This is a genomic window from Pseudarthrobacter albicanus (assembly GCF_018224015.1).
Lineage (GTDB): Bacteria > Actinomycetota > Actinomycetes > Actinomycetales > Micrococcaceae > Arthrobacter > Arthrobacter albicanus.
On sequence record NZ_JAGPOT010000087.1, the window covers coordinates 18,734 to 32,315 of the forward strand.

General features: G+C 66.4%; 15 protein-coding genes and 1 pseudogene. 8 read left to right on the plus strand and 8 right to left on the minus strand.

Features of this window, described 5'->3' with window-relative positions; all coding sequences use genetic code 11:
* Window positions 1-162 precede the first annotated feature (162 nt).
* Complete coding sequence (locus J9611_RS17050; RefSeq protein WP_211881861.1) at window positions 163-975, minus strand: ExeA family protein; 813 nt, start codon at window positions 973-975, stop codon at window positions 163-165.
* Between the two features lie 248 nt (window positions 976-1,223).
* Here J9611_RS17050 and J9611_RS17055 point away from each other — a divergent pair.
* Window positions 1,224-1,480: pseudogene (locus tag J9611_RS17055) on the plus strand (Tn3 family transposase); the annotation flags it as partial.
* Here J9611_RS17055 and J9611_RS17060 read toward each other — a convergent pair.
* The 3 genes from J9611_RS17060 to J9611_RS17070 all read right to left on the minus strand — a co-directional run bounded on the left by J9611_RS17060 (window position 1,424) and on the right by J9611_RS17070 (window position 2,991).
* Window positions 1,424-1,636 carry a hypothetical protein gene (locus J9611_RS17060; protein WP_211881882.1) on the minus strand — a complete coding sequence of 71 codons (213 nt, stop codon included), beginning with the start codon at window positions 1,634-1,636 and terminating at the stop codon, window positions 1,424-1,426. The pseudogene J9611_RS17055 and the gene J9611_RS17060 sit on opposite strands and share 57 nt — an antisense overlap.
* A 65-nt stretch (window positions 1,637-1,701) precedes the next feature.
* Window positions 1,702-2,433 carry a phosphatase PAP2 family protein gene (locus J9611_RS17065; protein ID WP_246527960.1) on the minus strand — a complete coding sequence of 244 codons (732 nt, stop codon included), beginning with the start codon at window positions 2,431-2,433 and terminating at the stop codon, window positions 1,702-1,704.
* 9 nt (window positions 2,434-2,442) lie between these two features.
* Window positions 2,443-2,991 (minus strand): Chromate resistance protein ChrB, encoded by a 549-nt coding sequence (locus tag J9611_RS17070; protein ID WP_372447811.1) that lies wholly within the window; start codon window positions 2,989-2,991, stop codon window positions 2,443-2,445.
* Between the two features lie 140 nt (window positions 2,992-3,131).
* On the opposite strand from J9611_RS17070, the gene J9611_RS17075 reads away from it, so the two are divergent.
* The 5 genes from J9611_RS17075 (at window position 3,132) to J9611_RS17095 (ending at window position 7,561) form a co-directional block, all read left to right on the plus strand.
* Window positions 3,132-3,782 (plus strand): DedA family protein, encoded by a 651-nt coding sequence (locus J9611_RS17075; protein ID WP_211881862.1) that lies wholly within the window; start codon window positions 3,132-3,134, stop codon window positions 3,780-3,782.
* Entirely contained in the window at window positions 3,779-5,005 is a 1,227-nt protein-coding gene (locus J9611_RS17080) for an MFS transporter (protein ID WP_211881864.1), read from the plus strand. Before J9611_RS17075 ends, J9611_RS17080 begins: the two co-directional genes overlap by 4 nt.
* Window positions 5,002-5,247: a hypothetical protein gene (locus tag J9611_RS17085; protein ID WP_211881866.1), complete on the plus strand. Its 246-nt coding sequence runs from the start codon at window positions 5,002-5,004 to the stop codon at window positions 5,245-5,247. The genes J9611_RS17080 and J9611_RS17085 overlap by 4 nt, the downstream gene beginning before the upstream one ends.
* Before the next feature lie 116 nt (window positions 5,248-5,363).
* A complete protein-coding gene (locus tag J9611_RS17090) occupies window positions 5,364-6,743 on the plus strand; it encodes an LssY C-terminal domain-containing protein (RefSeq protein WP_211881868.1) in 1,380 nt (459 codons plus the stop codon).
* A gap of 209 nt (window positions 6,744-6,952) precedes the next feature.
* Entirely contained in the window at window positions 6,953-7,561 is a 609-nt protein-coding gene (locus tag J9611_RS17095; RefSeq protein WP_211881869.1) for a recombinase family protein, read from the plus strand.
* Window positions 7,562-7,786: 225 nt separating this feature from the next.
* Here the strand turns inward: J9611_RS17095 and J9611_RS17100 are convergent, their stop codons facing one another.
* Both J9611_RS17100 and J9611_RS17105 read right to left on the minus strand, forming a co-directional pair.
* Window positions 7,787-8,608, minus strand: a complete 822-nt coding sequence (locus J9611_RS17100) for an MIP/aquaporin family protein (protein WP_211881870.1) — start codon at window positions 8,606-8,608, stop codon at window positions 7,787-7,789.
* Between the two features lie 480 nt (window positions 8,609-9,088).
* Window positions 9,089-9,574, minus strand: coding sequence for a glutamate-cysteine ligase family protein (locus J9611_RS17105; protein ID WP_246527962.1), 486 nt, complete (start codon window positions 9,572-9,574; stop codon window positions 9,089-9,091).
* 629 nt (window positions 9,575-10,203) lie between these two features.
* Between J9611_RS17105 and J9611_RS17110 the strand changes: the two genes are divergently transcribed.
* Window positions 10,204-10,476: a hypothetical protein gene (locus J9611_RS17110; RefSeq protein WP_211881871.1), complete on the plus strand. Its 273-nt coding sequence runs from the start codon at window positions 10,204-10,206 to the stop codon at window positions 10,474-10,476.
* 676 nt (window positions 10,477-11,152) lie between these two features.
* The gene (locus J9611_RS17115; RefSeq protein WP_211881872.1) at window positions 11,153-11,665 is read left to right on the plus strand and encodes a hypothetical protein; all 513 of its coding nucleotides are present in this window, start codon (window positions 11,153-11,155) and stop codon (window positions 11,663-11,665) included.
* Window positions 11,666-11,985: 320 nt separating this feature from the next.
* On the opposite strand, the gene J9611_RS17120 is transcribed toward J9611_RS17115, so the two are convergent.
* Complete coding sequence (locus J9611_RS17120) at window positions 11,986-12,162, minus strand: hypothetical protein (protein WP_211881873.1); 177 nt, start codon at window positions 12,160-12,162, stop codon at window positions 11,986-11,988.
* Window positions 12,163-12,453: 291 nt separating this feature from the next.
* Window positions 12,454-13,392 carry an NUDIX hydrolase gene (locus J9611_RS17125; RefSeq protein ID WP_211881874.1) on the minus strand — a complete coding sequence of 313 codons (939 nt, stop codon included), beginning with the start codon at window positions 13,390-13,392 and terminating at the stop codon, window positions 12,454-12,456.
* Between the last annotated feature and the right edge of the window lie 190 nt (window positions 13,393-13,582).

The following is a 13,582-nucleotide window of genomic DNA, read 5'->3' on the forward strand; positions in this document are numbered from 1 at the left end:
CCGTCCAGTGCAGCTGTGCAGCGTGTTAGGCGTCGCGTTATTTGACGATGGCGGCGTCACATCCGGTGACGACGGGCCGGGCATGGAAACGCCCCGCCGGTGGGTTTCGGCGGGGCGTTCGTCGTCGGGCTGACGTGGTGGCCGTCATCGGTGACGGCGGTTTTACTCACTGTTCTCGGTGATCGCGGACTGGGCCGCTGCGAGGTCCACGATGGCCTTGTTCCCGGCGTAGGTCGCGATCAGGGCGGAAACGGCGAGGTTGTTCACGGCCCTCGGGTAGCCGCGGGCGGCCTGGTGGATCGCGGCGACGGCGTCGTCGGAGAACGGGGTGTCGGACCGGCCGGCGAATTTGTGGTGGTGGCGGATGTAGTCCGCGGTGGCGGCCAGGTCCATGCCCGTGATCGCGAACCTGGTGGAGATCCGTTGGTCCAGGGCGGCCAGGACGGCGAGTTTGAGCCGGCGGCGCAGGGTGGGCTGGCCGACGAGGATCAGGGCGAAGTGCGAGCCGGTGTCCATCCCGGTATTCGTGAGCATGCGCAGGGATTCCAGGTCGGTGTTGCCGAGCAGGTGCGCCTCGTCGATGACGACCACGGGCAGGCGGGCGCGTTCGTCCAGTTCCCCGGCGAGCAGGGACGCGGTCTGGTGCGCCAGGACCCCGGAGTAGAACGCTGGCTGCCCGCCCAGGGCGGTGACGATCTGGGACTGGACCCCGCGCATGCCGATCGTGGGGTCCGCGATGTAGATGACCTGGTGCCGGGATGCTTCGAGTTGTGCCAGGGCTGCGCGGACGGCGACGGTCTTGCCGGCGCCGACTTCACCGGTGATCACGCCCATCTGGCGCTGGGCGACGCACCACTGGATCCGCGCGATCGCTTCCCGGTGCCCGGGGTGCGGGTGCAGTGCCTGCACCGGAATGGAACGCCCGAACGGCATGCGGGAAAAACCATAATGCGACTGCAGGTTCGAGATGCTCACAGGGCCTTTTCCGGGATCCGGGCCGCGGCGGTCGCGGCGGCGGTGGTGATTTTGTCGTAGCTGATCGGGGCGCCGGTCATCGCGGTTTTGTGGCGGGTCTCGACCAGGCGCAGGTAGTCAATCCCGGACGCGGCGTTCCTGGCGCCGGCGTCGGCGTCTTTGGCGGCGTTGACGGCCTTGGGATGGACATGCCGTCGGATGTCGAGCAGGACAGCTTCCCCGGCCGGGACACCTCCGGCGGCGGTGACCGCGCCGGCCAGGAAGACCAGCTCGGCGCACTCGGACTCGTCCTGAACGCGGTCATCCTGTGGAACACCCGTTACATCGACGCGGCCCTGACCGCTCTGAGAGATCAGGGCATCCCATCGACGACGCCGATGTCGCGATGTTGTCTCCTCTGGGAGACGCGCACATCAATGTCCACGGCCGATATGCCTTCACCGCGCTCTCAGATGACGCCCTCCGGCCCCTGCGTGATCCGACGACACCCACCGACGACGAATAACACGACGCTCACAATCGATTGTTGTTTACCGTGGCGTCGCTGCGTCTGCGGTGGGCGGGGCACCTGCTCCAGGGACTGTGCAGCCTTCTGGTCGGGGATGGACTGCTGTCCGCCGTTGAAGTTATCGCCACCGAAGCGCGGCATCGGCTGGGTCACGAATTTTCCACAAGCTGCCCGATGACAGCTGCCATGGCCGAGGCAATGTTCGCGGCTGGCTGTGTCTAATCACCGGTGTGAGTGGCTGAGGGATGCGCTGACATTCTGTTGATCCGGGAGATCCGACGGAGCCGGGGTTCGATGAGGTTGTTCCATAGAGGAAGCCAGAACAATATTCCCGCGGTGCTGATCAGTAGGGAAGCGGCAACATCGGTCGGGTAGTGGACACCCAGGTACAGCCGTGACCCGGCCACTATAATGGCGAAAATACCACCCACGACGGCGGTAACCGCACGCTGCGTTGGGGTGCGGGCGAGGACCAGGACCGCACCCCAGACCAGGGCGGCCGCGAATGCCGTGTGGCCGCTGGGAAAGCTGTCGGACCCGTTTTCCCGAATCAGTGCGTGCGTCACTGAACCCGGGGGCCGCAGTCGGGCGACCGTGATCTTTCCGATTTCCGAGGACAGCCACCCCACAGCAACCGTGGAGCCGAACGCCAGGGCGGTGAGCGGCCTGCGCAGCCCGAACATCAGGATCAGGCACGAAAGTGCGAGGATGACGACGTTGCCCGCTGGGGAGAGGGCGTCGTTGATGATTGTGGCGAGGGTCGTCAGGGCCGGGTTTCGATCAGGTATGAGGCTGACGTCGACGTTGAGATCCGGTCCCGGGGAGCCGTAGCGTTTCGCCAGAACCCCCATGGACAGGGTGAGAACGAACAGGATTACGGACACCGGCAGCAGCCACCAGGAGCGCCAAGGCAGGCGCAGGGGAGGGATGCCGGAGATGAGGTGCTTCAACGTCTTTCCTTACGGGAGTACGGTCTCGTAGACCTGTTGGGCGTAGCCTTCCAGGGCGCCGGTGCAGCGGGTCAGGTGTTCCTGCGCCGTTGCGGCCTGGGAGAGACGGAGGACGTCGCGAGACTTTAGGTCCCGGTACCAGCGACGCAGCCGTTCCAGGCTTTGTTCTTCTTCTTCGAGTTCTCCGAAGGTGAATTTTGACTTGGCGATCTCACGGGCTATCTCATCCTCGAACTTCCCGCAGTCGGCGATGAGCTCGGCCCATTCCTCGGCCCTCGCGGCCGCAAACGCTTCGCGGAAAAGTGCCTTACCGGCATCGTTGCGGGGTGCTGCATCAACGACGGTGAGCGTGCCTGATCCGCGCTCGGCGAGTTCCCCGGCCCGTCCCAGTGCGGATTCGAAAGCCGGTAACGCGGGCAGCACCCAAGTGCCGTGGGAGACGGGAACGGCCCCGGCCCGGCGCAACTCCCGCCATACCGACACGCGGTGCCGGGACGGCTGGGCGGGGATCTGCACGAGAACCAGCAACCACCCGAAATCTTCCATCGTCACACGCATAAATGTATCATTTGTTACTTGAAGGCCGGATTTCTGCCGGTTGGCGCGACACGCGAGGAGCAGGCCGTGAACCAGGATCCGGTAGTCGAGCACTTCCTGAGAGGGGCCTGCGGTCTTTGTACCCGGGGAAGCGGTGCCGGGTGAGCGCGTTCGTGGACAGCATCCTGAACGTCAATCCGGTCCTGGCGTTGACCCTGGTGGGGCTGCTGGTGTTCGCTGAGGACGCTTTGTTCATCGGGTTCGTGATCCCGGGAGAGACAGCGGCGGTCCTCGGAGGCGTCGTCGCCAGCCGGGGCCACGTGGAGCTGTGGACGATGATGGTCCTGGTCGTGCTGGCCGCCATTGTGGGGGACACGGTCGGCTACGAGATCGGCAAACACTTCGGCCCCCGGGTCCTGAACCTGAAGGTCATGAACAAACGCCGCGCCAAACTGGACAAGGCGCAGGACTTCCTGCGCCGCCGGGGAGGATCAGCGGTCTTCCTCGGCCGGTTTGTGGCGTTCTTCCGGGCGGTCATGCCTGCCCTGGCCGGGACGTCCCGGATGCACTATCCCCGGTTTCTGGTCTTCAACGCCGCCGGCGGCCTGGTCTGGGGCGCGGGGTTTGTGCTGCTGGGTTTCCTGGCCGGCAACTCCTACGAAGCCGTCGCCAAGGCAGCCGGACGCGACATCACGGCCGTGGTGCTGGTGGTGGCCGTGATCGCGTTCATCGTCTGGCGCGTGCGCAAAGCACGCCGGGAACGCCGCGCCAGCGCGCCCGTTCCCGGATCCGCGCCGGAGCCCGAGCAATGACAGCCGACGCACAGGGCGCCGGGGTTCCAAGCCCCCGGCGGCATCTGTTCCCCCTGTATGCGGCCGGCTTCACCACGGCGTTCGGTGCCCATGCCGTGGCGGCGAACCTCGGCGCCTACAGCATCGGCCACGGCCAGTCCCTGCTGCTGCTCGGGGCGATGCTGGCCCTGTACGACGGGGCCGAGGTGCTGCTCAAACCCGTTTTCGGGACACTCTCCGACCGGATCGGCGCCAGACCGGTCCTGCTCGGCGGCCTGGCCGCCTTCGCCCTCTTTTCCGCGGCCTTCGTCCTGGCCCGGGATCCGGCATGGCTGTGGCTGGCCCGACTGGGCCAGGGCGCAGCCGCCTCAGCGTTCTCCCCGGCAGCCTCTGCCCTGGTTGCCCGGCTGAACCCCGCGGGCCGCCAGGGCAGAGCGTTCGGCTCCTACGGGTTCTACAAGAGCATCGGATACACCGCCGGTCCGTTGATCGGAGGAACACTGGTGGCCTCCGGCGGGCTGGAACTGCTGTTCACCCTCACCGCACTCCTGGCACTGGCGGTAGCCGTGTGGGCCTTCCTGGCCGTGCCCGTGGCGGCGCCGCTGCCCCGTGGCCGGCAGACCGTCGCTGACCTGGCCCGGCGGCTGGCGGACCGGTCCTTCCTAGCCCCGACCGCCGCCCTGGAAGCCGCGACGGCGGCCCTGTCCGTCGGCGTCGGCTTCCTTCCCCTCTCGGGGGCAGCAGCGGGTCTCGGGCCCGTCGCCACCGGAGCTGCCGTCTCGGTCCTGGCCGTCTGCGCCGCCGTCGCCCAGCCCCTCGCCGGCCGGGCATCCGATACACCAGCCCGTCATCCGGGCCGCCTCGCGGGCCTGGGCCTGGCGCTCACGGCCGTAGGCCTGGCCGCCGCCATGCTACCCGGGACCGCCGGGCTGCTGGCGGCCGCCGCGGCCATCGGCGCCGGAACGGGCATCATCACCCCGGTTGCCTTTGCGGCCCTGGCCGCCGCCACACCGCCGGAGCGGCTGGGCCAGACCATGGGCGCCGCCGAAGTCGGCCGCGAACTCGGCGACACGGGCGGCCCGCTGCTGGTAGGGGCGGTCGCCGCCGCCACGGGCCTCGCGGCCGGCTACGGCGCACTGGCCCTCCTGACCGCCGCCGTCGGAGTATTCATCCGTCATCCCCGCACCGCAGGCATGTCCCCGGCAGTCGCGGACACGGGCCGGGACCGGACGGAGTCGGGATGAATCAAACCGCAATTCCGCCGCACGGCGGACGGAAAAGGCGGCCGGGAATGATCAGCGTACAGACGCTTAGGTACGGGGCAGCCTTGCTGGCCGTTGTTGTTTTTACTGCCCTGAACGCCTATCTGCTGAATACCCTGGATGTTGTCGGGATCCCGTTGATCTTTGCGGCCGCCTTGCTCGTGCAGCTGCTGTTGATCATTCTGTTCGTCTTCAGCCTGATCATGGTCCTGCGCACACGCTGAAAATCGCGTGGTCGATACTGGTCTCCGCCTGGGAAGGCGTCCGGGCCAACACCTACGTCGTACGGCTCCGCCGACGCCACCCGCGCCTCGTCGGCTGGGCCGGCCGCCGGCTCTCGATGAAACGGCCAACCGGGCTCGTCCTGACCATCGGCGCCGCGGCCGCGGCCGCGGCCCTCTGGCTTTTCATCAGCGTCACACGAGTGGTCGTCCTGAAGACCTCGTTCGCCGGCATCGACCAGCGGATCCTCAATCTCGTGCCGGACATCCGCACCGACGGGCAGAACACGTTCTTCATTTTCGTTACCTTTGCCGCGAGTTCGACGTCGGTTATCGTTTTCCTCATCATCCTGAGCCTGGCGTCCTGGCGGCGGCGGCAATGGTGGGTACCGGTCCTGCTGGCGGCCGCCTTTGGCCTGGAACGCGCCACCTCCACGGTGATCAAGCAGATCGTCGCACGGCCCCGGCCGGACCGCTCCCTGGGCTTGCTGACCGAAAACAGCTTCAGTTTTCCCAGCGGACACGCCCTGACAGCGACCGTCATAGGTGGACTCACCGCCTACCTGCTGTGCCGCGCCATCAAGTCCTCCATGGCCAGGCTACTGATCGTCCTGGCAGCGCTAACCGCCGTCTTGCTGGTCGGAATCAGCCGGATATATTTGGGCGTCCACTACCCCAGCGACATCCTGGGCAGTCTCGGCCTGGGTTTGTTTCTTCTCGCCGGCATCATCACACCGTTGGAGATCAACGACCGGTTCCACCTGGTCCAACCGGTGAAACTCAGCGCCGCGGTCAAACAGCCGCTGCTAGTCGCCGTTGCCGCTCCCTTGCTGTTCGCCGGGATATTCGGCGCCCAGCTCACGCCCCTGACCGTCCTTGAACGTCAGGAGACAGCCCAGGCGTTGCCTGCGTTGGACGCGGCCGCCATCAGGCAGCTGCCCATCTACAGCGAAACATTGACCGGGGCCAGAATGGAACCGATCAACTTCATCTACCTCGGCAGCCAGCAGCAGATCGAGGACCTGTTCAAAAGGGCCGGATGGTACAAAGCCGACCCCTCGACCCTGGGCAACACCCTGCGTTCCATCCTCGTCGCAGTACGCAACGAGCAGTACCTCACCGCTCCGGTCACGCCGTCCTATCTGGATGCCCGGCCGGAGACAGTGGCATTCGAAAAACCCACCGACGCCAACACCCTGGTACAGCGGCACCACACAAGGATCTGGAGAACCAATTTCACCATCGGCGGCCAACCCGTGTGGGTCGCCACGGCCAGCTTCGACCGCGGCATCGGGATAGGAACGACGTCCGGATTGCCAACCCACCACATCGACCCGAATATCGACGAGGAGAGGGCATACATCCTGCAATCGCTGAAAGTGGCACAGCCCCACCTGATGCACGTCGTGGACGCCCAGCAGGGACACAACGCAACCGGCGACGGATTCTTCACCGACGGCCAGGCCGCTGTACTCAATCCCGAAAACCTGAACCCGTAGTTGCAGTGCACCCCGCCGGACGGCGCCGATAAGCAACTGTCCCCGCCGTCCGGTCCATTCGCATCCGAAGCAGACCACCGTCAACTAACGGCCAGTTCTGAGACGACCCCGCCCCCAGGCGACGCACCGACACCAATCCGTCCACAACCCATCTCACAACAGGTCGGCGAATACCGGTGTTGTGAGATGGGTTGTGCGACAGTAGACGAATGGCGACCCAACATTTCGATCTCATCGGCTACACCCGCGTCTCCACCAACGGACAAGACGCCCAACTCCAACGAGACGCCCTCAAAACGGCCGGCTGCGGCCGGATCTTCGAAGACAAAATCTCCAGCCGCGCCACCGCCCGCCCAGGGCTCGCCGAAGCCCTCGACCATCTCCGTCCGACAGACACCCTGTGCGTGTGGAAATTGGACCGCCTCGGCCGGTCAGTGAAAGAAGTCCTCACCATCGCCGATAGCCTCCACGACCAAGGAGTCAGCCTGCGGATTCTCACCGGCACCCTCACCGGGACCTACAACCCGACCGGAGAAGGGAAATTCTTCTTCGTCATGATGGCTGCGTTCGCCGAACTTGAGCGCGACATGATCCACGAACGAACCATGGCCGGCCTCGCAGCCGCCCGGGCCCAAGGCCGCACCGGCGGCCGCCCAACAGTCATGGATACCGACACCCTCTCAGCCGCCCGGGCCAGACAGGCCAAAGGCGAAAGTCCCACCCGGATCGCTAAGGCGCTCGGCGTCTCCCGCGCGTCCATCTACCGCCACCTCCCAACCGGCAACCCCCGAACCGTGCCACCGGGACAGAATCCTTAGCGCCAACCACTGTTCCGCTGCAGGTCAGACCCCTGACTGGTCCGGTTCGCTCGCTGAGGCGCCGTCCGACGGCGCCGCCGGAGCAACCGAAGGCGTATTTTTGACTGTCTTCCTGGCGTCGGCCGCTCCGGCCGGTCCTCGATTCCCGGGGCGCGGGCCGCGTTCGGGCTGCGCCGCAGGAATCAATGCGGCCCCGTTCGCACGGCCATACCGGTTGTTCCGGGGCTACGATTTGCCTTGGGCCGCGTCGGCAGCCGTGCGCCCGCCGCCGGGTCCGCGGAGGAGATACGCGGCGGCGACGGCCATGAGCATTCCCGTGACGGGGCCAAGAATGTAGATCCACAGGGAATCGTACTGCCCTGCCACGAGGGCCGGACCGAAGGAACGGGCCGGGTTCATGGAGGCCCCGCTGACCGGGCTCGCCCACAGGCCGGCAAGGACAACATAGGCGCCGACGGCGAGGGCGGAGAGCGGGCCGATGTTCTGCGCGCCCGAGGATGCGCCCAGAATTGTGCTGACCAGCCCCAGTGTCAGCAAGGTTTCGATGATCAGGGCCTGCCCGGGCATGAACCCGTGCGCGGGGTGGTTGCCGCCGGACTGGTTTTGGAGACCGAAGGTCAGCCACAGAATCGTCGCGGCGGCACTGGCACCGAGCAGCTGGGCCAGGATGTAGCCCGGGACGCGGCGCCAAGGGAAGTCACGGCGCAGGGCGAAGGCGAGTGTGACGACGGGGTTGAGATGTGCCCCGGAATTCGTCCCCATGAACAGGATGACCGCCATGACGGTCAGGCCGGGGGCCGTGACCGCGGCGGCGCGTCCTACGCTTCCTCCTGTTGCTGCATCAATGACGTCGGCCCCCGCTGCGGCCAGTACGAGCAGGAATGTCCCGAACAGCTCACTGAAGAGCCGACGGAATTCGTGGACGGGGTCGTTGAACTGGCCCGCCTGCGATCGTTGGGCCCCGGACAGCCCGAGACCGGCAAGATCGTCGGCCGCCCGGCCAGGTTTTGGGCTGGTGTTCGGGTCTGCAGACGCCGGCTGAGCCATCGGGTCCTCCTTGTCCCTCTGTCGTACTCCGATTATCATCCTCCGGCCTCATAGCGGCCACCCCGCCGGGAGGCTCGCCCCGGAGCACCAGCAGTCTGTTTTCATGGGCCGCCGTGCAATCCGTGGCGATCGGCACTTGCCCGGGGAGCGGGCGTTTCTGGTCCGCACGATGTGCTGGTCCTCGACCGGCGCGCCGTCGTTCTCTGGGCGGGGTGGGTGTTCCGGGGCGCCGGGTCCTGGGTTCTCTTATCTGATCCCGGTGGTGAGGGCTTCGGTGAACCCGCGCACCGGGCCGCGCCTGCCGCTGGTGAGCGCTCGTCCGAGGATGAAAAGACCGGCCAGTGGCCATTCGATGACGCCGATGGTGGCGAGCAGCCCAATCCCGGCGGCATACGCTCCGTCGGGTTTACGTCATTCGTGCCGTCCTCACGTGCCGAGTGTCGTTTGCGTACGGCGCACTACCGCTGCCCGGCTGCCGCCTCAGTCTGGCGGTTTTGTTCGGGCTCCGCGCTGGTGGGTTTCCAGCTTCTCCTCGGAATCCCGGCGACGCTGGCCCACGGTGCGTATCGGCTGCGTGGACGGCCTCCGCGGGTGCTCTTTATCCGGGCCCTGTGCGTGATCTTCTTCGCCGCCAGGGGCCGTACCGCGCTGCGTGTTCTCGCTCATACACGCATCGTCCCACCGCGACAGCCCGGACACTAGGGAACGGTATCCGGCGTCGGAGCCGAACAGCTCAGCCGGGCCGAGGGTGGGCCACCGGCCCCAGGCCTGCGTGCGGTAGCTGCCGTACCCGGTGTCCTCACCGTTCCAGAACGGTGAATTCGCACTCAGGGCCGCCAGGACCGGAAGCCAGATGCGGATCCGGTCCAGCACGGCCGCACGTTCCTGGTCCGAACCGACGCAGACGTGGACATGGAACCCGCACGTCAACTGCTCTCTGGCGGTAAGACCGAAGCCGTCCATCATGGCCTAATAGCGGGAATCGGGTGTGGTGTGTGTCGCGGCCGGGACCTGGGACGTCGCCAGTGCCACGGCCCTGGCGGCAGCGTCGGCCGCGGCGGACCTCCCCAACAGGCCATCAAGGCTGGAGCAGGGACTGGTCTGCACTTCGATCTGCTCCTGTTTGAACTCAGCCGACAGGACCGGGCCACCGGCCGCCGGCAAGGTGCGATCGGGTGCCCTGCTGACGGCCAGCAGCTCGCCGGCCCGGGCACCGGGCAGCCGCCGACCGGGTCCACGATCACCAGCTCCTCCTCGACCCCGAATGTGCGCATACCGTCATTGTGGGCCAGTGACCCACGTTTTGTCCGACACCGGTTCGACCCAGCACACACACGTACGCGGATGGGCCCGGGAGGTCTTTCAAGAAATCGACATGGTGTGGACTCCCGGATGTTCTATGCTGATGCATAGTTGGGGATCGTCAGCCTGCTTAGCGCTGTGCGGCAGCGAAGATCAGGAGGGAACGATGAGCAGCGGAGAGGCCCGCCAGCCCAGATCTCGTCAAACAGCGGGAGTCAGGACGTTGCTGGGCGCCCGGGGGAAGCCGGTACTCCAGGCACCCGCCCCGCCGAGCGAAACGGAGCAATCACCTCATGAAAACACAAACCATGACCCACACGGTCACCGGCGACACCGCGGAACCGGTGACCGCGCCGGTTCTTCCGGCCGACGACCGGGCAGGGGACGGGTACGACTGGATGGACACCCTCGAAGGCACCGCCTGGTCCGTCCTGCCGAACTGGGGAAGCGAGGGATGGGACGCCGGATCCTGGCCCTACATCATCTTCGCCGTCGCCCGCACCCGCGACAGCGGCGGGGAACTGTTCGGCTACGGAACCTACGTCGAAGGCGACACCTCCACCTAGTGGTTCCGGTTCCAGGACGCCTGCTTCGAAGCGATCACCGCCGAGGTGTTCTTCCACTGGACATCAGGCCAGTCCGACGGCCCGGACAACCTCCCCGCCACAGCCGCTGAACTGCCGGAGCAGGACCGTAAGGGGTGGCGTGTGAAAAAGTGAATTATCCGACGCTAAGGTTTTGCCGGGCGTCGTGCGCTTCCGGGCCGGCAGCAAAGCCGAATCCACCGGGCACGTGAATGCACCTGCTCCGCTACCGGTTCGCACCACGGATCCGGTCACGAGTCCGACCTGGCGATCCAGGAACACTACACCGACACGGCCGGATTCACCGACCATCTCTTCGCCCTCATGTCAACATCCGCCGGGCACGCCTGGGCGGCCGCCATGTCGCCCTCCTCACCGCGGACCGGAAGGGAAGAATCGTCATCGACGACACCGCCTGCCAGATCCACCCTGAGCTTCCGTGCCCCTTCGTCCCCGGCGTCGAAGACTGGAAAGCCGCTGTGGAAACGCCTCCGGCACTGGGTGGATTCTGGATGACTGAAGCTTTAGCGAAGTTTTAGCCAAGTATTCGGGTTTCCGATTGAAGGCGCGTCCGCTTCCAACTTAGGCTGACGCGCAGCCGGTATCCCCGGACCCCACTGCCCGCGCCGCCGGGCCGCATGTCATTGGAGCACTACTCATGTCACTAGCCAAGAAGCTCGGCGCCGTCGTTCTGACCGCCGCCGTCCTCACTGGAGCCGGAGCCGGTATCGCCAACGCGGCACCGACGAAGGCGCCGGGCTCCGTATCCGCCAAGGCCACCGAAGCGGGGGCCAAAGCGGGTCTGAAGAAGCAGGCCGCCGCCGCGAAGGCTGCCGCAGCCAAGGCAAAGGGTGTCGCCGCGAAGGCTGCGGCCGAAGCGAAGAAGGGCGCCGCGGCCAGCGTTGCCGCTGACAAGCGCGCCGCCCAGACCGCTAAGGTGATCGAGAAGAAGGCCTCCGCGGCCCAGAAGAACGAAGCTGGAGCGGCGAAGTCTGCCGCGGCCAAGGCCAGGGCGGCAGCTGAGAAGGCGGCCGAGGCAGCTGATGAAGCAGCCCAAGAGGCAGCCGATGCCGCCGCCGAAGCCGCAACGGCTGAAGAGGACGCCGCCGCCCCTGCCCCCGTCACCGGCCAGCCGACCCCGGAGGACCCGGCAGAACAGCCGGCTGCCTGACCTGACATGCCCGGAAGTACCCCTTCCCGCTTCGGCGGGGAGGGGTACTGCTGCGTTCAGACGCCTTTGGGGAATCGCCGCACACAACCCGGTCAACAGCCCCGGGACCCCGGAGTATGCCGTGTGAGGGGACCAGGACGAGCCCGAGACCAGATGAACGAGGGCGGCTTCCCGAAACGGAGCCGTACTTCCAAGGCGCCGGGACGAATACCGCCGACGAGATCATCTCCACCCCGGATGAAACCCTGCGCCAGTCCGTCCGGTAGCTTGGCTTGAGGAACGGGTTACTATTCCTGATGACTAATCCCGTGTTATCCCGGTCAGTCGCCGGCTCCCGGGGTGAAGTAATTGTGGGTGTCCAGATACTTCACCGTGGGCGGTGCTGGGATACCGACTTCGGCGCTGAACGGGCCGATCTGGTCCTTCGCGAAGGCGTCGTAGAGTTCCTTCGTCTGCCACAGGTCGGGGACGAGGATCCCGCCGTCGGTTGCGGCCACCCAGTGGCCGAGGGCACCAGCCGGCCCAGGCCCTCCCGGAGTAAGGCCCATCTTGCTAAGTCGTATTGCTCCAACGTGGCGCCGGCAAATCGCGGCGCCGGAGTGGTCGAGTCACTAGCCATGCCTGACCGGCCGGGGTGATGAAGGCATGCCTGCGCGACTTGGTCCTATGCCTGTTGTCTTCCCCCAGGCCCGATGACGCTCATGGGCCGGGGGTGATGTGGTTGGCTCGGCACCATTGACGGGCATGCCGTGCCTGACGCCGGTGTGTCCGTTCCTTGGAGCCGGGTTTCAGATGTTGTCGTCCGCAGGGGGAGACTGTTCGTCCGTCGCCGGCATCGGGAGGTAGTAGGCGGAGTGGTACCGGTGGTCATCGCCGGTCAGCACCCAGGCTGCTCCCTTGCGGACGCGGAAGCGTTTGTTCACCGCCGTGCGGTCGTGGCGGATTAGGTGGGCCAGGACCCGTGCCATGACGTCCTCATGCGTGCACAGGACGGTTCCTGTCCCGCGCGCCTGCGCCACCAGTCCCAGAGTGTCCTCGATGCGGCCTGCGGCCAAGTGTTTGGATCGTTCCACGTCAAGGGATTCCCGCCGGGCGAGTTCGGCGACGGTTTCAACGCAACGGGCCGGAGGGGACGATAGAACGCGCTCTATGTTGAAAATCGATCCCAGCACCGCCAGGGACTGCGCCGCTTTTTCGCCTTCGACCGCGAGCGGCCTGCTGTCATCGGAATGCTTCCATTCGGTGTGTTTCGTGGCTTGGGCGCCGCGGACGAGCAGCAGCATTTTTTCCCGCGCAGGTACCGGGCGCACACCCAACTGCGTCTGCAGCTGGGTGCCCAGGGCGATGATGGCGGGCCGGTCCCGCGGTTCGGTTACCGTTCGTAAGGCGGCGGGTAGGGTGAGCCATCGGACGGCGTCGACCTCCTTATTGGCGGTGAAGTGTCCTGACTCCGCGGCCGCAGCCCAGTAGCGGACCGATTTGGTTCTGTTCTTGCTGTCTTCATACCGGATGCTGGGCAGTTCGGCCCCGAGGCGGCATTCGAAGCCGGTTTCTTCCCGCACTTCCCGCGCCGCGCATTCCCGGCCTGATTCTCCGGGCTCCGCTTTGCCCTTGGGGATCGACCAGTCCCCATGGCCGGGTCGGTGAATCAGGAGTACTTCGAGGGCGCCCTTACTGCCGATTCGCCAGGGCAGGGCACCATAGGTGCCCGGAAGGGTCTGGCTCATGCGGTTGTCTCCGTCTGTGTCAGGGCCAAGGCGCGTGCTGGAGTGTCCCGTGAGTGCTGGAGCGTATCCAGACGGCTGTAGAGACCGCCCGAGGCCACTAGGAGAGCGCTGAACAAGGGGCAATCCGGAGATGGGATACGGCTTCCGGGCCGCTCTTCGGAGCTTTGGGCGGCCCGCTGACGGCCTGGGA

Coding starts and splice junctions, on each gene's coding strand:
- J9611_RS17070 (WP_372447811.1), bottom strand. CDS start 2,991: ATGCGTGTGACGATGGAAGATTTCGGGTGGTTGCTGGTTCTCGTGCAG.
- J9611_RS17080 (WP_211881864.1), top strand. CDS start 3,779: ATGACAGCCGACGCACAGGGCGCCGGGGTTCCAAGCCCCCGGCGGCAT.
- J9611_RS17085 (WP_211881866.1), top strand. CDS start 5,002: ATGAATCAAACCGCAATTCCGCCGCACGGCGGACGGAAAAGGCGGCCG.
- J9611_RS17090 (WP_211881868.1), top strand. CDS start 5,364: ATGAAACGGCCAACCGGGCTCGTCCTGACCATCGGCGCCGCGGCCGCG.
- J9611_RS17095 (WP_211881869.1), top strand. CDS start 6,953: ATGGCGACCCAACATTTCGATCTCATCGGCTACACCCGCGTCTCCACC.
- J9611_RS17100 (WP_211881870.1), bottom strand. CDS start 8,608: ATGGCTCAGCCGGCGTCTGCAGACCCGAACACCAGCCCAAAACCTGGC.
- J9611_RS17105 (WP_246527962.1), bottom strand. CDS start 9,574: ATGATGGACGGCTTCGGTCTTACCGCCAGAGAGCAGTTGACGTGCGGG.
- J9611_RS17110 (WP_211881871.1), top strand. CDS start 10,204: ATGAAAACACAAACCATGACCCACACGGTCACCGGCGACACCGCGGAA.
- J9611_RS17115 (WP_211881872.1), top strand. CDS start 11,153: ATGTCACTAGCCAAGAAGCTCGGCGCCGTCGTTCTGACCGCCGCCGTC.
- J9611_RS17125 (WP_211881874.1), bottom strand. CDS start 13,392: ATGAGCCAGACCCTTCCGGGCACCTATGGTGCCCTGCCCTGGCGAATC.